We start from the raw sequence: 18,348 nt of genomic DNA, 5'->3' as shown, positions 1-18,348 counted from the left end.
ATTTTTCTTAATTATAACATTAAAATCTTAATCTCTTATAAGTAAATACAGCAGCTAGCAATGTTATTAATGAAAGAAATAGAATATAAATAAAAATTCCATATACAAAAGGATTTTCAGGTTTTACAGCCAAAGAGTGCAATGCAAATACAAGTTGAGGTGTAAAACCACCTGCTATAGCATAGGCTATATTATAAGAAAAAGAAATCCCGCTAAAACGAATACTTGGTTTAAAAATTTTACACATTAAAATAGGTGCTAAAGCATTAATACCACCAAAAAAACATGCTATGAAATAAAAATATATACTCAAATGTAAAATTTGTGCATAGAAAAAATAAAAATAAAAAAAGCAAGAAAGGCTAAAACCTATTGCAAATACCAAACTAGTCATTAAAAAACCAAATTTATCTACCCAAATTCCAGCAAGCAAGGTTCCGCAAGATAAAATCACTATTGCAATCATTTGTATTAAAATAGCGTCTGTTTTATCAAGAACTAAAACTTCAGGTATAAAATTTGGCATAAGTAAAATAAGTATAATCACACAAGCTGTAAGCATCCATGTTAAAAGCATAGAAGCGATGATATCTAAAAAAATATTTTTTTCTTTAAAAAGTGTTTTTAAAGGAAATTTTTCTAAGTTATTTTCTTGGTGCATTTTTTGAAAAACAGGTGTTTCTTCTAGAAATTTTCTAAGATAGATAGAAATAATACCAAAAATCCCACCTATAGCAAATGGAATACGCCAAGCATAATCATAAATTGATTCTTGATCAAAACAATGATTAATTACTAGCGCAACAACACATCCTAAAAGGATACCAAAAGCCATGGAAGCATTAATGGCACTGATATAAAAACTATCTTTTCCATCAGGTGCATGTTCTTTTACAAATACCCAAGCACCAGGTAATTCTCCGCCTATGGCTATACCTTGAGCTATTCTAACAAGTAGTAAAAAAATAGGAGCTAAATAACCTATGCTTTCAAAAGTAGGTATAAAAGCTAAAGAAAAAGTTGGCACAACCATCAGCAAAATACTAAGCATAAACATTTTTTTGCGACCAAATTTATCACCAAAATGCGCCATAACTATACCACCAAGTGGTCTAGCTAAATATCCTGCCGCAAAAGCTCCATAAGTATTTAAAAGTTTCCAAAAATCACTTAAATCACTTGGAAAAAAATTTCTTGAAATATAATTAGCAAAAAAGACAAAAATTACAAAGTCATAAAATTCTAAGGCCCCACCTAAAGAAGATAAGGAAAGTGTTTTATAATCACTTCTTTTTAAACTTTTTGGCATCTAAATACTTTCTTTTTTGTAGTAATTTTATAATTATAGTAAAAAAATATCATAGTTTGTTAAAAAATATTAAAAAATTAAAAAGAAAAATTGTGTTAAAATAATAGTTTTGTATTTTATAGAAAGGAGAAAGCATTGGCAAAAGATGATATTATCGAAATCGATGGTAATGTAATCGAAGCTTTACCTAATGCAACTTTTAAAGTTGAATTAGATAATAAACATGTAATACTTTGTCATATTGCAGGTAAAATGCGTATGCATTATATTCGAATTATGCCTGGCGATAGAGTTAAAGTAGAGCTAACGCCTTATAGTCTTGATAAGGGTCGTATTACATTTAGATACAAATAAGTCTAAGTTGTTTAAAAGCAAAAGTAAAGTATAATTAGCACTTTTGCAGAAATTGCAATAAAACTGTATGAAGAAGTATTTTCAAAATCACCACTTATTTTGAAAATAGTTGGTTGCTCTAAAAACCTGGTGCAGTTGTAAAAAAGTGGAATTTACAATAACAGGAGTAAAGCATGAAAGTTAGACCATCTGTTAAAAAGATGTGTGACAAATGCAAAGTAGTTCGTCGTAAAGGCGTAGTTCGCATTATTTGCGAAAATCCAAAACACAAACAAAGACAAGGATAATTTATGGCTCGTATTGCAGGTGTGGATTTACCAAAGAAAAAAAGAATTGAATATGGCTTGACTTATATTTATGGTATAGGTTTGCATACTTCAAGAAAAATCTTAGATAAAACAGGAATTTCTTATGATAAAAGAGTTCATGAGTTAAGTGAAGATGAAGCAGCAGCTATCCGTAAAGAAATTCAAGAAAACTACATGGTTGAGGGTGATCTTAGAAAACAAGTTGCTATGGATATCAAAGCATTGATGGATCTAGGAAGCTTTAGAGGCTTAAGACATAGAAAAGGCTTACCAGTTCGTGGTCAAAAAACAAAAACAAATGCCAGAACTAGAAAAGGTAAGAGAAAAACCGTTGGTGCAAAATCATAAGGATAGAAAATGGCAAAAAGAAAAGTAGTTAAGAAAAAAGTAGTTAAAAAAAATATAGCTAAAGGTATAGTTTATATCAGTGCAACATTTAATAATACTATGGTTACTGTAACTGATGAAATGGGAAATGCTATCGCTTGGAGTAGTGCAGGTGGTTTAGGATTTAAAGGTTCTAAAAAATCAACTCCTTATGCAGCGCAACAAGCAGTAGAAGATGCTTTAAATAAAGCAAAAGAACATGGTATTAAAGAAGTAGGTATTAAAGTACAAGGACCAGGAAGTGGTCGTGAGACAGCGGTTAAGAGTGTAGGTGCTATGGAAGGTATTAAAGTAACTTTCTTGAAAGATATTACCCCATTAGCTCATAATGGTTGTAGACCACCAAAACGTCGTCGTGTCTAAGAATAAGATATAAGATTTAGGAGAATTATAATGGCAAGATATAGAGGACCAGTAGAGAAATTAGAAAGACGACTTGGCGTAAGCTTGGCAATGAAAGGCGAAAGAAGATTAGCAGGTAAAAGTGCTTTAGATAAACGCCCTTACGCACCAGGTCAGCATGGACAAAGAAAAGCTAAAATCAGCGAATACGGACTTCAATTAAGAGAAAAACAAAAAGCTAAGTTTATGTATGGAGTTAGCGAAAAACAATTTAGAAGATTATTTAGTGAAGCTGCTAGAAAAGATGGCAACACCGGTGCACTTTTAATTCAGCTTTTAGAACAAAGACTTGATAATGTTGTTTATAGAATGGGTTTTGCTACAACACGCCGTTTTGCTAGACAACTTGTAACCCATGGACATATTTTAGTAAATGGTAAAAGAGTGGATATTCCTAGTTATAGAGTAGAAGCAGGTCAAAAAATTGAAGTGATTGAAAAAAGCAAAAACAATCCTCAAATTTCAAGAGCGATCGAACTTACTGCTCAAACTGGTATAGTTGCTTGGGTTGATGTAGAAAAAGATAAAAGATTTGGAATTTTTACAAGAAAACCTGAAAGAGAAGAAGTTATCATTCCAGTTGAGGAAAGATATATCGTTGAGTTGTACTCTAAATAATAAAGGTTTTTGATATGAGACATATTACAACTTCTGCTTATACACCAACAGAGTTTAGTATTGAAAATATCAGTGATACAGTAGCAAAAGTAAGCGCATGGCCTTTTGAAATCGGCTATGCTATTACTTTGGCGCATCCTTTGCGTCGTTTGCTTTATTCAAGCACAGTAGGTTTTGCTCCAACAGGAGTTAAAATCAAAGGCGTAGCACATGAATTTGATAGTATGCGTGGTATGCTTGAAGATGTAGCATTGTTTATTATCAATCTAAAAAAATTAAGATTTAAACTAAAAACAGATTCTGAAAAAGAAATCGTAACCTTTAGTTTTAAAGGACCAAAAGAAATTTGCGGAAAAGACTTAGACAATGAAGTTGTTGAAGTTGTGAATGCAGATAGCTATCTTGCAACGATTAATGAAGATGCGGATTTAGAATTTACTTTAATCATTGAAAAAGGTATAGGTTATGTGCCTTCTGAAGAAATTCAAAATTTCTTAGATCCTGAATTTATAGCACTTGATGCATTCTTTACTCCGGTAAAACATGCGGTTTACGATATAGAAAAAGTGCTTTTTGAAGATAATCCAGATTATGAAAAAGTTGTTTTTACAATCACAACTGATGGTCAAATTTCACCAAGTGATGCTTTTAAAAATGCTTTAGAAGCAATGTATAAACAATTATCAGTGTTTGATAAAATCACTAATGCACAAAGCGTTGTAAGAAGTCAAACACCAAATAATGAAGTAGAACACGTAAAATTACTTCAAAATATAACTGAGTTAAATTTAAGTGCAAGAAGCTTTAACTGCTTAGAAAAAGCAAATGTGGTTTATATCGGTGAGCTTGCTTTAATGAGTGTTAGCGAACTTGCAGATTTAAAAAATCTAGGTAAAAAATCTTTAGATGAGATTAAAAGCGTAATGGAATCTATAGGTTTCCCTATAGGAAATTCAAAACTCAGTGATAGTGCAAAAGAAACGCTAAAGAAAAAAATTACAGAATTAAAAGCACAAAATGAAGGATAATCAATGAGACATAGACATGGATATAGAAAGTTAGGTCGCACTTCTACTCATCGTGCAGCCTTATTAAAAAACCTTACCATTGCTATTATTAAAGCAGGTAAAATAGAAACAACATTACCTAAAGCAAAAGAATTAAGAGGTTATGTTGAAAGATTGATCACTCGTGCAAGAAAAGGTGATTTCAATGCTCACAGAGCAGTTTTTGCTAGCTTACAAGATAAAGAGGCTACAAATAAACTTGTAACAGAAATCGCACCTAAATTTGCAGATAGAAACGGTGGTTATACAAGAATTATTAAAACAAGAATTCGCCGTGGCGATGCCGCAGAAATGGCTTATATCGAATTCGTAGCTTAATTTTTAGCCTTTTTAAAGGCTAAAAACTTCTTATTTTTATTTATTTACTTACTATTTTTTGTATTTTTATCCATTTTTTGCTACTATTAATCTTTTTAACTACAAAAAAGGAAAAAAATGCAAGAAAATTCAAGATTACGCATAGCTATACAAAAATCAGGTCGTTTAAGCAAAGATTCTATCGCCTTGCTTGAGTCTATAGGTGTAAAACTTCGCATACACGATCAAAGCTTGATTGCTTTTTCTACAAATTTACCTATTGATCTACTTAGAGTAAGAGATGATGATATACCAGGATTAATTTTTGATGGAGTGGTAGATCTTGGTATAGTTGGAGAAAATGTTTTAGAAGAAAATGAGTTAGAAAGAAAATCAAAAAACGAAAATGCAGATTTTATAATGCTTAAAAAGCTTGATTTTGGTGGATGTCGTTTGTCTTTAGCATTGCCAGAAAATAGCGAGTATAAAGGTATAGAAAGTTTTAAAAATTTACGCATAGCAACTTCTTATCCACAGCTTTTAAAGCGTTTTATGGAAGAAAATAACATTCCTTATAAAACTTGTATGCTAACAGGCTCAGTTGAGGTAGCACCAAGTGCAAATTTAGCTGATGGAATTTGTGATTTAGTTTCAAGTGGTGCTACTTTAAAAGCAAATGGACTTAAAGAAGTTATGGTAATTTATAAATCAAAAGCTTGTATTATCCAAAGAAAAGAAAGCTTGGCTTCACACAAACAAGAATTAATCGATAAATTACTCATTAGAATTCATGGAGTTATGCAAGCAAGAGAGTCAAAATACATCATGTTGCATGCTCCTATTGAAAAGTTAGAAAAAATTACAGCCTTGTTACCAGGTGTTGAAAAACCTACGATTTTACCTTTAGAAAATGATAAAGCTAGAGTGGCATTACATATGGTAAGTCAAGAAAATTTATTTTGGGAAACTATGGAAGCTTTGAAAAAAGAAGGTGCAAGTGCGATTTTAGTTTTACCTATTGAAAAAATGCTCTCTTAAAGGATAAAAATGCAAATACTTGATTTTGAAAAATTAAACCAAAACGAACAAGAATTAGCACTCAAGCGTCCTGCTATGAGTGCTAATGCACAGGTTAAAACCATAGTAGAACAAATCATTGAAGATGTTAAAACAAATGGCGATGAATCTTTAAAACAAATGGCTGTAAAATTTGATAAAGTAGAGTTAAATTCCATCAAACTAAGCGATGAAGAGCTTAGTAATTTAGCAGAGCAAATTGATGATGAGTTAAAACAAGCTATTAAAATAGCTTATGAAAATATCTATAAATTCCACAAAGCTCAAGAAAGCCAAACTATAGAAGTTCAAACCTTTGAAGGAGTAACTTGCAAGGTGCTAACAAGAGCCATTGAAAAAGTAGGACTTTATATACCAGGAGGCTTAGCGCCACTTTTTTCAACTGCACTCATGCTAGCTATCCCTGCTAAAATTGCAAAATGTAAATTCATAGCCTTAGCTTCCCCAGCGCCATTACATCCTGCCATTGCTTTTGTGGCAAAACTTTGTGAAGTTGATGCAGTGTATCAAATAGGTGGAGCAGGAGCTATAGCAGCGCTTGCTTATGGAACGCAAAGTGTGCAAAAAGTAGATAAAATTTTTGGTCCAGGAAATGCCTTTGTAACTGAAGCCAAAAAGCAAGTTAATAATCATGGAGTAGCTATTGATATGCAAGCAGGCCCTTCTGAAGTGTTAGTTTTAGCAGATGAGTTTGCTAATGCTAAATTTATAGCTTCAGATTTACTCTCACAAGCTGAGCATGGAGCAGATTCTCAAGCGATTTTAGTTTGTACAAGTGAAAAATTAGCCAAAGAAGTAGATAGTGAAGTTGCTTTACAGCTTGAAAAACTCTCGCGTAAAGAAATTGCTTCAAAATCTTTAGCACACTCTAAAATCATTCTCGCAAAAGATATAAAACATGCCATAAGCATTTCAAATGACTATGCACCTGAGCATTTGATCATTCATACACAAAATCCATCTAGCTTGCTTGATGATATTATGCATGCAGGTTCAGTATTTTTAGGTGAGTATTCTCCAGAATCCATGGGAGATTATGCAAGTGGGACAAATCATGTATTACCAACTTATGGTTTTACTAAGTCTTATTCTTCGCTAGGACTTGCTGATTTTATGAAAAGAATGACCGTGCAAGAACTTAGTAAAGAAGGCTTCAAAAAGCTTGGGCCTGTGGTGGAAGTTTTAGCAGCAGCTGAAGGGCTTGATGGGCATAAAAATGCCGTGAGTTTAAGATTAGAAAGTCTAAAATGAGTGCAAAAATTTTATTTATTGATAGAGATGGCACGCTCATTGATGAGCCAAAAGATGATTTTCAAATCGATTCTTTAGAAAAGCTTGAGTTTGAAAAAGGTGCCATCAATGCACTTTTAAAGTTAAAAAATTTTGGTTTTAAATTTGTTATGGTGAGTAATCAAGATGGCCTAGGCACAAATTCTTTTCCTAAGGAAAATTTTGACAAGGCTCATGAAAAAATGCTAAATGTTTTTCAAAGTTGTGGTATAGAATTTGAAGATATCTTTATATGCCCGCATTTTGAGCATGAAAATTGTGCCTGTAGGAAGCCAAAAACTGCCATGCTTGAAAACTACATTAAAAACAAACTTTATAATAAAAATAAAAGCTTTGTTATAGGCGATAGAGATAGCGATATGCTTTTGGCGCAAAATCTTGAAATTCAAGGTTTAAAATATGATAAAAACGATTTTAACTGGGAACAAATCGCTGATTTTATCTTGCAAAATTACCGCAGTGCCTGTATAGAGCGTAATACCAAAGAAACCCAAATTCAAGTTAAAATAGCTTTTAATGAAAAAGCAAAAGCTAATATAAAAACAAATATCGCATTTTTTGATCATATGTTAGAGCAAATTGCTACGCATGCAAATATATCTTTAGAAGTAAAATGCAAAGGGGATTTAGAAGTTGATGAACATCACAGCGTAGAAGATGTCGCACTTGCTTTGGGCGAGGCTATTAAAAATGCACTTGATCAAAAAATAGGCATTGCAAGATATGGTTTTGTTTTGCCTATGGATGAGTGCTTGGCAAGTTGTGCGATTGACTTTTGCAATAGACCGCATTTAGTTTATAAGGCTAAGTTTAAAAAAGAAAAACTTGGAGAATTAAGTACAGAAATGATAGAGCATTTTTTCTACTCACTAAGTTATGCTATGGGTGCGAGTTTGCATTTAAAAGTTAAAGGCAAAAACGATCATCACAAAGCCGAAGGACTTTTTAAAGCCTTTGCAAGAGCTTTAAAAATGGCTATAAAAATAGAAAATGAAAACCTAGCAAGCTCTAAAGGAGTGATATGAAAAATTTTTTTATAATGCAAGTGTTTGTGAAATATGATCGCTTATTATGTTATATGAGACTTAACAATGAAACAAAAAGATAATGTTATAGAAGCTTTTAAAAATAATAATAACTTTGCAACTTTAAGTCAGCTTTATATGCTGACAGATGTTAGTAAATGGGAAACAAAAACACCTTTTGCAAGCATTAGAAGAATATTACAAACAAATAAAGAATTTTATAAAATCACAGCAGGACTTTGGGGTTTAACAGAGAAAAAGCATGAGATTGAAAAAAAATTAAATTTGATAAATAACGAATGTCAGTTTAGTCATTCTTATTATCAAGGGCTTATTGTCTCAATTGGAAATTTAAGAGGCTTTCAAACTTTTGTTCCTAGTCAAGATAAGAATAAATATTTTATGGATACTAGGTTAGGCGACTTGGCTACTTTAGATTCTCTTTATAGTTTTACATATGATGAATTGACACAAAAAGCTAAATTTAGCGATTGTATTTGGTTTAATGAACGAAAAATGCCTCATGCTTTTTATGAGGTAGAGCATTCTACTAATATAAAAAATTCTATTAACCGTTTTTATGAGCTTCAAGATTTTAGAGCAAAATTTTTTATTGTTGCGCATAAAAATAGATATAGAGAATTTCAAAATATAATTTCAAATTCTATTTATGAAAAAATAAAAGATATTGTATATTTTGCAGATTATGAGAGTATTGCTAAGCAATATGAGAAAGAGAGTGTAAAATATGAAATGGGAATTTAATTTTTCAAGAAAGTGTTTATCATGAAACTAGCTATTATAGATACAGGTTGTGCGAATTTGGCTTCACTTGCTTTTGCGCTCGAGCGTTTAGGACAAAAAAGTATTATCACGCATGATTTAAAAGAACTCTCACAAGCAGATAAGCTTTTACTTCCTGGGGTTGGCACAGCAGCTAAAGCAATGGCTAATCTACAAGCACTTAATTTAGAAATTTTTATCCAAACTACCACAAAACCACTTTTAGGTATTTGTCTTGGTATGCAAATTCTAGGTAAATTTTCAGAAGAATTACACCAAAAAACACTTGGTATTATGCCTTTTGAGACACAAAAATTCCAAGAAAAAGCAAATTTTACTTTCCCGCATATGGGGTGGAATCAAGTCTTTAGCTCACATGAGCTTTTTAAAGATTTAGACGGAGCTTATTTTTATTTTGTACATAGTTATTGTGTGAGCTTAAATGAATACACCATCGCAGAGTGTGAGTACTCTACCAAATTTAGTGCAAGTTTAAACAAAGACAATTTTTATGGTGTGCAGTTTCACCCTGAAAGAAGTGGCGAAGCAGGTGAAGTATTATTAAAAAATTTCATAAATATGTAGGTAAAAATGCAAACTCAAATCATTCCAGCATTAGACTTAATAGATGGCAAAGTAGTAAGGCTTTATAAAGGAGATTATGCTAAAAAGCAAGAATACAGCTTTGATCCTTTAGCTAAATTTCAAGAGTATGAGGCTCAAGGGATTGCTTGGCTTCATTTGGTGGATTTAAGCGGTGCAAAAGATCCTAGTAAAAGACAACTAAAACTCATAGAAAACCTAGCTTCAAAAATTAGAGTAAATCTTCAAGTAGGTGGAGGAATTCGCACTAAAGATGAGGTTAAAGCTTTGTTTGATAGTGGTGTTAAACGCGTAGTTATAGGCTCTTTAGCGGTTAAAAACAAAGCCTTTACACAAGAGCTTTTGAGTGAATTTGGTGTAGAAAGTATAGTCTTAGCACTTGATAGTATTTGCGTTAAAGATGAGTTTTTTGTGGCTGTTGATGCATGGAGTAAAACAAGTGATGAAAAATTATTTGATCTTTTAAATTTTTACAAAAATGTAAAGCACATTTTATGCACAGATATTTCTAAAGATGGCACGATGAGTGGAGCAAATATCACTTTATATAAAACTTTGCATAAGAAATTCCCACATTTACAAACCCAAGCAAGCGGAGGTGTGGCAAGCTTGGAAGATTTTAAAAAGCTAAATGGCATAGTAAGTGGTATCATCGTAGGTAAAGCCTTACTTGATAAAGAATTTAGCATAAAGGAGGCTAAAGAATGCTTGCAAAACGCATAATCGCATGTTTAGATGTAAAAGATGGTAGAGTAGTTAAAGGGGTGCAGTTTAAAAACCATGAAGATATGGGCGATATCATCGAGCTTGCTAAATTTTACTCACAAAATGGCATTGATGAACTTGTGTTTTATGATATTACAGCTTCAGCTAAAAATGAGCGTATTGATAGAACTTGGGTAAGCAAGGTAGCACAAAATATCTCTATACCATTTTGTGTTGCAGGGGGTATAAAAAGTGAAGATGATGCAAAAGAACTTTTAGCAAATGGTGCTGATAAAATTTCTATTAATTCCCCTGCTTTAAATGACCCTGATTTGATCTCACGCCTTGCAAAAAGCTTTGGAGTGCAATGTGTAGTTGTAGGTATAGATACTTTTAAAGATGAAAACAACGAGCTTTTAGTATATAAATACACCGGAGATGAGAGCAAATCTCATCATAGTGGTAAAAAAACACTAGAATGGGTAAAGCAAGTATGCGAGCTAGGAGCGGGTGAAATTGTGCTAAATATGATGAATCAAGATGGCATGAGAAAGGGTTATGATCTTGATCAACTTGCTAAAGTTAGACAAATTTGCCCTGTGCCTTTAGTAGCAAGCGGTGGTGCAGGAGCTAAAGAGCATTTTTTAGACGCTTTTAAGCTTGGTGTTGATGGAGCTTTAGCAGCTTCAGTGTTTCATAAAAAACTTATAGATATTAAAGAATTAAAACTATTTTTAAAAGATCAAGGCATACAAATTCGTATTTAAAAGGAAAAATTATGGGTATAAATGAAGAAGAATTTATAAAAAGCATTAACTGGCAAAAGGTTAATAACCTTGTTCCTGTGATCATACAAGATTATCATTCTTGTGAAGTTTTAATGCAAGGTTTTATGAATGAAGAAGCTCTAAGAGAGAGTTTTAAGCATCAAAAGGTTGTGTTTTACTCACGTACTAAAGAGCGTTTGTGGATGAAAGGCGAGCAAAGTGGGAATTTCTTACATATTATAGATATGGGGCTTGATTGCGATAGAGATTGTATTTTAATCCTTGTAAAAGCTCAAGGCGCTACTTGTCATACAGGCGATACTTCTTGTTTTGAAACGCTTTCTAAAAAAGCTGATTTTGTATTTTTATCGCGTCTTGAAAGGCTCATCAATTCACGCAAAAACACTTGCGCAAGTTCTTCTTACACGGCTGAGCTTTTTTCAAAAGGTACTAAACGCATAGCGCAAAAAGTAGGCGAAGAAGGCGTTGAAACCGCTTTGGCTGCTACTGCTAAAGACAAAGATGAGCTTATAAATGAAGCTGCTGATTTACTTTATCATTTAGAAGTGTTATTAGCTGATGCGGATTTGAGTTTAAATGATGTGATTGCTAAATTAAAAGAAAGAAATTCAAAATAAACAGTATGAATATCAATAAACAGATATTTATTCATCATCTTTTAAAAGATATCCAAAGTGATTTGAAAGGTTATAATAAAATTCTAAAGTTTGGAAAAATATTTTCCGAATATAATTTTTCAGATAATATTATTATCCAAATTGAAGATTCTTTTGATGTAAGTTTATGCGCTTTGTTGGGTGTTTATATAGAAAAATATTTAAAAACTTATAATATTATTATTAAATCAAGTAATTCAAAATTACATAATATTGGATTTTTAGAAAATTTCAATTATGAAAGAAATTTCACAAAACATTCTAAACTTAAACAATACTTCCATATAAAAACAAAAGAAGAATCTAAAAGTGAAGTATTTAAGGAGTATGTTAATTCAGTAATATTAGATCATAAAGAATTTCCAAAAATAAGTAAATTGGTAAAAAAAGAAATTGCAAAATCAATTTTTGAAATCTTTGATAACGCAAATATACATAGCGAAAGTGATAAAATTTATATTTGTAGTTTTTTAGATGAGAAAGAACATGAGTTGCATTTTTCTATTGTTGATTCCGGAATAGGATTTGCTAAAAAATTAAATAATTATTTTGGACAAAAATTTTCTTCTGAAAATGCTATTAAATGGGCTATAAAAGAGGGAAATACAACTAAAAAACAAACAGGAGGTCTTGGTTTTAAACTTATAATGGAATTTATAAAGTTAAATAAAGGAAAGCTGCAAATTTTAAGTGGGGATTGTTTATATGAAATGGGTGGCAATAAAGAAAAATATAATATTTTAGATTATGAATTTTATGGTAGTATGGTTAATATGATATTTAAAACAAATGATACTAACTCATATCAGTTAAAAATAGAAGATGATGATTTATTTTAAGGAAAAAATATGCAAACAAAAACAATAAATATAAATCAGCTTACAAACAGCCAATGTATCTTATCTGAAGATGGGGAAAAAGTTTTTGCAGAGATAAAAAAAGTATTAGAAACTGAAGATAAAGTAGTGTTGTCATTTAAGGATATTAATATTTTGACAACAGCCTTTTTAAATTCCGCTATAGGAAATTTATACAATGATTTTCGCGAGGAATATATAAAAGAAAAACTTAGTGTTGAAAATATGAAAGATGAAGATAAGGCAATGTTAAAAAGAGTAACAGATAATGCTAAAAATTATTACAAAAACTCTGGTAAAATTAGCCAATCTATAAAAGAAATTTTAGAAGAAGATTGATGTCTGTTGTTTATCATTTAAAGGACATTGCTACACTAGATAATAAAAAAATATTTTTCGATACTAATATTTTGATTTATCTTTTTTATGCAAGTGATAGTAAACTACAAGAAGAATGCGCTAGTTTATATAATGAGCTTTTAAAATCAAAAGCTCTGTGTTATACTAGTTTTTTAAATATTTCTGAATTTTATAGTCGTTGTATGAAAATTGAATTTGAAAAGGCAAAAGAGTTAGATGAGCAACTGAAGTATAAAAATTTTAGAAATAGCGAAGAGGGTTCAGAAATAGAAAAAGATATTACTAATATTGTCAAGTTATTGTTAGCAAAATTTTCTCTTGTGATGGTAGATTTTGATAAAAATTTTGTTGCGAAAATTTTAGATAATGAAACTATTGATTTATGTGATAAAGCTTTAGTAGAAATTTGCAAACAAGAAAATATGATTTTATTCACTAACGATAAAGATTTTAAAAATAAAGATCTTGATATTCTTGCATTAAAAAATTTTTAATAAAAGTTAAGCGTGATTTCTCACGCTTAATTAAGCAATATTTTTGAAAAGATTCACTAACTATATCGAGTAATTTTAAAAAAACTTTACACTTTAAAGATATAGTATGCATTTTTATAACAATTTGTTATGAAAATTGTAGACATTAATTTTTGACCAAAAGCTTTATTTTCCATTATTTTACTAAATTACTTTTGTAATATATGTATTCAATTGTATAACATTTTATTTACATTTTTGGAACACTTATTGCTTTATCTTGGCTAAGCAATAGAAGATTGTGAGATATTCACAAAGCAATATTTTTTAAAGGATTTAATTATGATGAGATCTCTTTGGGCTGGGGTTTCTGGACTCCAAGCACACCAATACGCAATGGATGTAGAAGGTAACAACATAGCAAATGTTAATACATTTGGTTTTAAATATTCTCGTGCGGATTTCTCAACGCTTATGAGTCAAACTTCTAAGATAGCTACAGCTCCAGATGGTAACCTAGGTGGTAAAAACCCTATGCAAGTAGGACTTGGTTCTGGTGTAAATTCTACTACTAGAATTCACTCTCAAGGTAATATCCAAACCACAGATAAAAACACCGATATGGCTATTAACGGGGATGGATTTTTCATCGTTTCAAATGATGGTGGTACTACTCAGTATTATACCCGTGCAGGGGACTTTAAAACAGACGCAGTAGGAAATTTCGTAGATAATAACGGCTATACCGTTCAAGGTTGGAACTATAATCAAGAAACAGGGCAAATTGACTCTTCAACCTCAGTAGGCGATATAGTGATCCCACCTGGTATGAGTATGCCTGCTAGACCAAGTACTTCAGTAAGTCTTACAGCAAATTTAGATAGTGGTAATACTCTAGGTGCTAATGCTTCTGCTAAAAGACCTATTTATGCATTAGATTCTACTCATGGTATGAGAAATGACACAGGAACAGTAATAGATGAAAATGATACTGGCCATACTGAATTTTACACTACTTCAAAAAGTGGAGCCCAAGTAACTGAAAAAGGTGTGGATATGGGCGTGGTATTTAACGCTCAAGGTGAGGGTTTAAATTTAAGAAGTGGTCAAGGTATATGGATAAGTTATGCTGATGCTAAACATACTTCAAATGTTAAAATGAATGCTGATTTACCACAAGATCCAGCAAAATGGCAAGCAGGTTCCAACTATACATTTTGGGGTTTTAAACAACCAGATGGAACAGTTCAAAATGCTGTATTAGATATTACTATTAATGGTGTAAATATAAAAGCAGAAGGTGTGGGACAAGAAACTTTTATCAATGCTATCAATGCTAAGACAGCTGAAACTGGTGTTGTAGCTTCAGTTGTTGATGGAAAAATTACTTTTACTAATGATAATAGCACAGGAACTACGGCAAAATCTAAAAATTTAGATATCACTGTAAATGCTGCAACTACGGCAGGTGGACAAGTTAGAGTTCCGCAACTTCCTGCCGATGGAGGCAATGTAACTGGTGATCATTTGCAACTTAATGGTGTTGCCCGTAGTGCTTGGTTGGGAACTACTGGTGTAGGCAATGATCAAGCAAAAACTACTGTCCAGGTAGTTACAGCCCATGAGTATATTTATAGTCCAAATAATGTAGATATAGGACCAAATCCTAATCCAAATGCTGGTAATCAAGCAGATGCGCATATGCCTAGTGTAAATGGACAAAGAGTTTTTCACACTACAGAAGATTTAAGAGAACTCATGCAAAGAGATGCAAGATGGGGTGTGGACTATGATGGAGATGGTTCTTTAGAAAACTGGGCCAATCCTCCTGGGAATGCACAAGATGCAAATGCTGGTGTGGAAGTGGTAGTAGAAAGCGATGGTAGATTTAAAATTACCAATCCTAAAGTAGATAATGCTAAGGATATGACTTTTAAAGTTACAGGCTTTTCAGATGAGGTAAATAAAATCGCCACAAATGACAAATTCACGGCAATGTTTAGTGCCTTAGATGGAAATTTCAATGCAGGCAATAATGAAAAATATTCTCAAGACATGTATTTATCAGCTCATACTGCTAGTATAGAAATTTTTGACTCATTAGGAACTAGACATGAGCTAACTGTGCAATTTACTAAGCAAAGTAAAACAGCAGATGGTGGAGCTGAGTGGTCTATCATCATCTCAGTACCTGAGCCTGCAGAGATTAATTTTAGTGGTGATGGAGCTCCAGGAAATATAGTAGTAGGAAATTTAAGATTTGGTAATGATGGCTCTTTACAAAGCTATACGCCAAATGTGCTAAATTTCACTGGAAATAACGGCTCAAAACCTGATCAAGTTATAAAACTTGACTTTGGTACAACAGGTGGTTTTGATGGTTTAACAAGCTATGATAAAGATTCAGCTACTACTAAACAAGAAACAGATGGTTACACAGGGGGTAACTTAAAACCAGATGCATTAAGAACTGATGAGAATGGTTATATCTATGGAGAATTTACAAATGGTAAAACTCTAGCTCTAGCTAAGGTTGCTCTAGCTACTTTCCCAAATAACATGGGTCTTGAAGAAATGGGTAATAACCTTTTCAAAGCGACAGCAAACTCAGGAACACCTACTATAGGTCATGCTGGTGAAGGTGGTAGAGGGGGCTTAAAAGGCTCAGCTATAGAAATGTCAAATGTGGATTTAAGCCGTGCATTAACCGAGCTTATCGTAATCCAAAGGGGTTATCAAGCAAACTCAAAAACGATTACTACAAGTGATCAGCTTTTAAATACTTTGCTTCAATTAAAACAATAATTCTAACCCAAGGTTTTAAAACCTTGGGATCAAGCTTTACAAGGTTATCAAGGTAGCCTTGTAATACTTGATGACCTTGAAGCCTTCAATCTATTGCTAACTCACTTCTTTTTTGCCTTAAGGAGTGAGTAGCATGATTTGCATATCGACAAGTTAAAATAAAAATTTATAAACTTGGATTTTTAAAATTTATCATTAATGGTTCTAGCCATTTGGTAGTTTCAAATACTTCTAGCTTATTGTTTTTAAATTCTAAGAGTTTTTTGTAATTTTGGGTATTGTCAAAAATAGTAATGTGATTACAGAATTTAGCAACGGTGTTAAAATTTTGTAAAGACTCATAGTATCTTTTTTCTATAAGTTCTTCTTTTATATCATGCCCGCCTTTAGCTACGCGAATTTTAACTCTTTGTTTTGCTGTGTTTGGAGAGTCTAGTCCGATGTAGTAAAGATTTATAGTGTAAGAATTTTTTTGTAGCTTTTTGAATAAAGATAAAATGCTAGTGCCACAAAGTGTGGTTTCTTGGTTAAAATCATAAGCTTTTTTGATATAGTTTTCACGCATTTTAATGGCTATCCTTGAAGCTCTAAATTGATCTTCTTGATTTTTCCAATCCCCAAAGCTACTTACGATTTCATCGATGTTGATTCTAAGTCCAAAGTCTTTGTTTTTTTCAAGTTCATTATAATACAAGGTAGTTTTTCCAGATCCATTAACACCTGCAAAAATAGTAGCTATTTTTTTCATTAATAAAGCCTTTATTGATTGATGAGAAATTTTAACATAAATTGTTTATAAGTGTTTTGAAAATAAATATAAAGTTTTTTGAAAAAGGTTCGATATAGTCAGTGAATCTTTTCAAAAATATTGCTTAATTAAGCGTGAGAAATCACGCTTAACTTCTTTTTGATTTTACTTAACTTTCTTTTATTAATCAAACTCAGATAAGAAATCAAAGATAAAAATGCACAAGTTCCTAAAATAAGCGATAAAAATATAGGTGTATTAGCATTTAAAAGACTTACTAAAAATGCCATCACTCCCGCCATAGCAAATTGCGCTGCTCCTAAGAGTGCTGAAGCACTACCTGCATTTTGTTTTGATCTTGCCATAGCTAAAGTAGTGGTATTTGGCAGGATAAAACCTAAACTTGCTATGATTAAACATAAAGGAATTTCAAAAGCCCAAAAACCTAGATCAAAAGTTGCTCCTAAAATGAGTACAAAAGTTAAAAAAGTAATCATCATAAGCGCTCTTGGTAAAACATAATAAGGTGAGAGTTTAAGAACTATTCTTGCGTTTATATTAGCACATACAACAAAACTTAAAGCATGGGCTCCAAAAAGGGCTGCGTATTGTTGAGGGCTGAGTTCAAAAACACGCGTAAAAACAAAAGATGAACCGGTTAAATAAGCAAAAAAACCTGCAAAGATTAAATTCCCACAAAGTAAATACACCACAAAACGACGATCTTTTAGGATTTTTTTGTAACTTTTTGCAACTTCTTTGTGATTGAATTTTTTATCTTGGGTGTTGAGGTTGCTTTCTTTTAAGGCAAAAATAACAAGTAAAAATAAAATAAAGCCTAAAATAAACAATGTCAAAAATATACTACGCCAAGAAAAAAACTCAAGCAAAATCCCACCAAAAGTAGGGGAAAGCATAGGAGCTAAAGAAGTAAAAACCATCATCAAAGCATAAACTCCCGCTGCTTCTTTAAGCTCAAAAACATCATTTACTATAGCTCTTGCTACAACTACACCCACACAACCTCCCAAAGCTTCAAAAAAACGCAAAGCTATAAATGCATGAATGGAATCAACTAAAACACAAGCAATACTTGAAGAAATAAAAAGAAAAAGTCCTATGTATAAAGGTTTTTTTCTGCCATATACATCACTTAATGGTCCATATAAAAGCTGACCTAAAGAAAAGGCGATGAAAAAACTTGCAAGAGAAAGTTGAGTGTAAAAAGAATTTGTTTGAAAGCTTTTTTCTACTTCATTTAAAGCAGGTAAATACATATCAGTTGAAAGTGGTGCTATGGCAGATAAAAAGCCTAATATAAAAATGAGTTTGAGTTTTTCAAAACCTTTTATTTGGGTGTGTTTTTGCATAAAATTTCCTAAAGTCTTTTTACCATTGTATAGCAAAAAGTCTAAAATAAACAATAATTTACATTT

The 18,348-nt window shown here is 31.9% G+C and carries 22 protein-coding genes; 19 read left to right on the top strand and 3 right to left on the bottom strand.

Annotation, left to right across the window (positions count from 1 at the left end):
* Positions 1–19: 19 nt before the first annotated feature.
* Complete coding sequence (locus tag L8W55_RS01055) at positions 20–1,309, bottom strand: MFS transporter (protein WP_263676924.1); 1,290 nt, start codon at positions 1,307–1,309, stop codon at positions 20–22.
* 135 nt (positions 1,310–1,444) lie between these two features.
* Here L8W55_RS01055 and infA point away from each other — a divergent pair, with 135 nt between their 5' ends.
* From infA to flgE, 19 genes are all read left to right on the top strand, one after another.
* The gene (gene infA / locus L8W55_RS01050; protein WP_012660842.1) at positions 1,445–1,663 is read left to right on the top strand and encodes a translation initiation factor IF-1; all 219 of its coding nucleotides are present in this window, start codon (positions 1,445–1,447) and stop codon (positions 1,661–1,663) included.
* A 173-nt stretch (positions 1,664–1,836) separates the two neighbouring features.
* The gene (gene rpmJ, locus L8W55_RS01045) at positions 1,837–1,950 is read left to right on the top strand and encodes a 50S ribosomal protein L36 (RefSeq protein WP_002781429.1); all 114 of its coding nucleotides are present in this window, start codon (positions 1,837–1,839) and stop codon (positions 1,948–1,950) included.
* 3 nt (positions 1,951–1,953) lie between these two features.
* Positions 1,954–2,319 (top strand): 30S ribosomal protein S13, encoded by a 366-nt coding sequence (gene rpsM, locus L8W55_RS01040; protein ID WP_012660843.1) that lies wholly within the window; start codon positions 1,954–1,956, stop codon positions 2,317–2,319.
* 9 nt (positions 2,320–2,328) lie between these two features.
* Positions 2,329–2,721 (top strand): 30S ribosomal protein S11, encoded by a 393-nt coding sequence (gene rpsK / locus L8W55_RS01035; protein ID WP_012660844.1) that lies wholly within the window; start codon positions 2,329–2,331, stop codon positions 2,719–2,721.
* A 30-nt stretch (positions 2,722–2,751) separates the two neighbouring features.
* A complete protein-coding gene (rpsD, locus tag L8W55_RS01030) occupies positions 2,752–3,378 on the top strand; it encodes a 30S ribosomal protein S4 (RefSeq protein ID WP_039617184.1) in 627 nt (208 codons plus the stop codon).
* 14 nt (positions 3,379–3,392) lie between these two features.
* Positions 3,393–4,406, top strand: coding sequence for a DNA-directed RNA polymerase subunit alpha (locus L8W55_RS01025; protein ID WP_039627711.1), 1,014 nt, complete (start codon positions 3,393–3,395; stop codon positions 4,404–4,406).
* A 3-nt stretch (positions 4,407–4,409) separates the two neighbouring features.
* Positions 4,410–4,763, top strand: coding sequence for a 50S ribosomal protein L17 (gene rplQ / locus L8W55_RS01020; RefSeq protein WP_263676923.1), 354 nt, complete (start codon positions 4,410–4,412; stop codon positions 4,761–4,763).
* A gap of 117 nt (positions 4,764–4,880) precedes the next feature.
* Positions 4,881–5,780, top strand: a complete 900-nt coding sequence (gene hisG, locus L8W55_RS01015) for an ATP phosphoribosyltransferase (protein ID WP_133319147.1) — start codon at positions 4,881–4,883, stop codon at positions 5,778–5,780.
* A gap of 9 nt (positions 5,781–5,789) precedes the next feature.
* Positions 5,790–7,070: a histidinol dehydrogenase gene (gene hisD / locus L8W55_RS01010; protein ID WP_263676922.1), complete on the top strand. Its 1,281-nt coding sequence runs from the start codon at positions 5,790–5,792 to the stop codon at positions 7,068–7,070.
* Complete coding sequence (hisB, locus tag L8W55_RS01005; RefSeq protein WP_263676921.1) at positions 7,067–8,134, top strand: bifunctional histidinol-phosphatase/imidazoleglycerol-phosphate dehydratase HisB; 1,068 nt, start codon at positions 7,067–7,069, stop codon at positions 8,132–8,134. The genes hisD and hisB overlap by 4 nt, the downstream gene beginning before the upstream one ends.
* A gap of 66 nt (positions 8,135–8,200) precedes the next feature.
* Positions 8,201–8,899, top strand: coding sequence for a hypothetical protein (locus L8W55_RS01000; RefSeq protein WP_041570259.1), 699 nt, complete (start codon positions 8,201–8,203; stop codon positions 8,897–8,899).
* Between the two features lie 21 nt (positions 8,900–8,920).
* Positions 8,921–9,502: an imidazole glycerol phosphate synthase subunit HisH gene (gene hisH / locus L8W55_RS00995; RefSeq protein ID WP_263676920.1), complete on the top strand. Its 582-nt coding sequence runs from the start codon at positions 8,921–8,923 to the stop codon at positions 9,500–9,502.
* A 6-nt stretch (positions 9,503–9,508) separates the two neighbouring features.
* Positions 9,509–10,243: a 1-(5-phosphoribosyl)-5-[(5-phosphoribosylamino)methylideneamino]imidazole-4-carboxamide isomerase gene (gene hisA, locus L8W55_RS00990; protein WP_263676919.1), complete on the top strand. Its 735-nt coding sequence runs from the start codon at positions 9,509–9,511 to the stop codon at positions 10,241–10,243.
* A complete protein-coding gene (gene hisF / locus L8W55_RS00985) occupies positions 10,225–10,992 on the top strand; it encodes an imidazole glycerol phosphate synthase subunit HisF (protein ID WP_039625107.1) in 768 nt (255 codons plus the stop codon). The genes hisA and hisF overlap by 19 nt, the downstream gene beginning before the upstream one ends.
* Before the next feature lie 11 nt (positions 10,993–11,003).
* Positions 11,004–11,630, top strand: a complete 627-nt coding sequence (gene hisIE / locus L8W55_RS00980) for a bifunctional phosphoribosyl-AMP cyclohydrolase/phosphoribosyl-ATP diphosphatase HisIE (protein WP_263676918.1) — start codon at positions 11,004–11,006, stop codon at positions 11,628–11,630.
* A gap of 5 nt (positions 11,631–11,635) precedes the next feature.
* A complete protein-coding gene (locus L8W55_RS00975) occupies positions 11,636–12,508 on the top strand; it encodes an ATP-binding protein (RefSeq protein WP_114639933.1) in 873 nt (290 codons plus the stop codon).
* 9 nt (positions 12,509–12,517) lie between these two features.
* Entirely contained in the window at positions 12,518–12,865 is a 348-nt protein-coding gene (locus L8W55_RS00970) for an STAS-like domain-containing protein (protein ID WP_114639934.1), read from the top strand.
* Positions 12,865–13,380 (top strand): type II toxin-antitoxin system VapC family toxin, encoded by a 516-nt coding sequence (locus tag L8W55_RS00965; RefSeq protein WP_263676917.1) that lies wholly within the window; start codon positions 12,865–12,867, stop codon positions 13,378–13,380. The genes L8W55_RS00970 and L8W55_RS00965 overlap by 1 nt, the downstream gene beginning before the upstream one ends.
* Before the next feature lie 321 nt (positions 13,381–13,701).
* Positions 13,702–16,164: a flagellar hook protein FlgE gene (gene flgE, locus L8W55_RS00960; protein ID WP_263676916.1), complete on the top strand. Its 2,463-nt coding sequence runs from the start codon at positions 13,702–13,704 to the stop codon at positions 16,162–16,164.
* Between the two features lie 166 nt (positions 16,165–16,330).
* Here flgE and L8W55_RS00955 read toward each other — a convergent pair whose 3' ends face one another.
* Positions 16,331–16,912: a zeta toxin family protein gene (locus L8W55_RS00955; RefSeq protein WP_263672352.1), complete on the bottom strand. Its 582-nt coding sequence runs from the start codon at positions 16,910–16,912 to the stop codon at positions 16,331–16,333.
* 128 nt (positions 16,913–17,040) lie between these two features.
* Complete coding sequence (locus L8W55_RS00950; protein ID WP_263676915.1) at positions 17,041–18,282, bottom strand: multidrug effflux MFS transporter; 1,242 nt, start codon at positions 18,280–18,282, stop codon at positions 17,041–17,043.
* Positions 18,283–18,348 lie beyond the last annotated feature (66 nt).

Source organism: Campylobacter sp. FU_520 (genome assembly GCF_025772385.1).
Lineage (GTDB): Bacteria > Campylobacterota > Campylobacteria > Campylobacterales > Campylobacteraceae > Campylobacter_D > Campylobacter_D lari_C.
This window is presented reverse-complemented; position numbering and strand designations above follow the sequence as displayed.

Excerpts from the sequence above, each read along its gene's own strand:
- rpmJ (WP_002781429.1), top strand. The coding sequence starts at position 1,837 with ATGAAAGTTAGACCATCTGTTAAAAAGATGTGTGACAAATGCAAAGTA.
- hisH (WP_263676920.1), top strand. The coding sequence starts at position 8,921 with ATGAAACTAGCTATTATAGATACAGGTTGTGCGAATTTGGCTTCACTT.
- L8W55_RS00970 (WP_114639934.1), top strand. The coding sequence starts at position 12,518 with ATGCAAACAAAAACAATAAATATAAATCAGCTTACAAACAGCCAATGT.
- hisD (WP_263676922.1), top strand. The coding sequence starts at position 5,790 with ATGCAAATACTTGATTTTGAAAAATTAAACCAAAACGAACAAGAATTA.
- hisIE (WP_263676918.1), top strand. The coding sequence starts at position 11,004 with ATGGGTATAAATGAAGAAGAATTTATAAAAAGCATTAACTGGCAAAAG.
- rplQ (WP_263676923.1), top strand. The coding sequence starts at position 4,410 with ATGAGACATAGACATGGATATAGAAAGTTAGGTCGCACTTCTACTCAT.
- L8W55_RS01025 (WP_039627711.1), top strand. The coding sequence starts at position 3,393 with ATGAGACATATTACAACTTCTGCTTATACACCAACAGAGTTTAGTATT.
- L8W55_RS01055 (WP_263676924.1), bottom strand. The coding sequence starts at position 1,309 with ATGCCAAAAAGTTTAAAAAGAAGTGATTATAAAACACTTTCCTTATCT.
- L8W55_RS01000 (WP_041570259.1), top strand. The coding sequence starts at position 8,201 with ATGAAACAAAAAGATAATGTTATAGAAGCTTTTAAAAATAATAATAAC.
- flgE (WP_263676916.1), top strand. The coding sequence starts at position 13,702 with ATGATGAGATCTCTTTGGGCTGGGGTTTCTGGACTCCAAGCACACCAA.
- hisF (WP_039625107.1), top strand. The coding sequence starts at position 10,225 with ATGCTTGCAAAACGCATAATCGCATGTTTAGATGTAAAAGATGGTAGA.
- L8W55_RS00955 (WP_263672352.1), bottom strand. The coding sequence starts at position 16,912 with ATGAAAAAAATAGCTACTATTTTTGCAGGTGTTAATGGATCTGGAAAA.
- L8W55_RS00975 (WP_114639933.1), top strand. The coding sequence starts at position 11,636 with ATGAATATCAATAAACAGATATTTATTCATCATCTTTTAAAAGATATC.
- rpsK (WP_012660844.1), top strand. The coding sequence starts at position 2,329 with ATGGCAAAAAGAAAAGTAGTTAAGAAAAAAGTAGTTAAAAAAAATATA.
- L8W55_RS00965 (WP_263676917.1), top strand. The coding sequence starts at position 12,865 with ATGTCTGTTGTTTATCATTTAAAGGACATTGCTACACTAGATAATAAA.
- rpsD (WP_039617184.1), top strand. The coding sequence starts at position 2,752 with ATGGCAAGATATAGAGGACCAGTAGAGAAATTAGAAAGACGACTTGGC.
- hisG (WP_133319147.1), top strand. The coding sequence starts at position 4,881 with ATGCAAGAAAATTCAAGATTACGCATAGCTATACAAAAATCAGGTCGT.
- hisA (WP_263676919.1), top strand. The coding sequence starts at position 9,509 with ATGCAAACTCAAATCATTCCAGCATTAGACTTAATAGATGGCAAAGTA.
- L8W55_RS00950 (WP_263676915.1), bottom strand. The coding sequence starts at position 18,282 with ATGCAAAAACACACCCAAATAAAAGGTTTTGAAAAACTCAAACTCATT.
- hisB (WP_263676921.1), top strand. The coding sequence starts at position 7,067 with ATGAGTGCAAAAATTTTATTTATTGATAGAGATGGCACGCTCATTGAT.
- rpsM (WP_012660843.1), top strand. The coding sequence starts at position 1,954 with ATGGCTCGTATTGCAGGTGTGGATTTACCAAAGAAAAAAAGAATTGAA.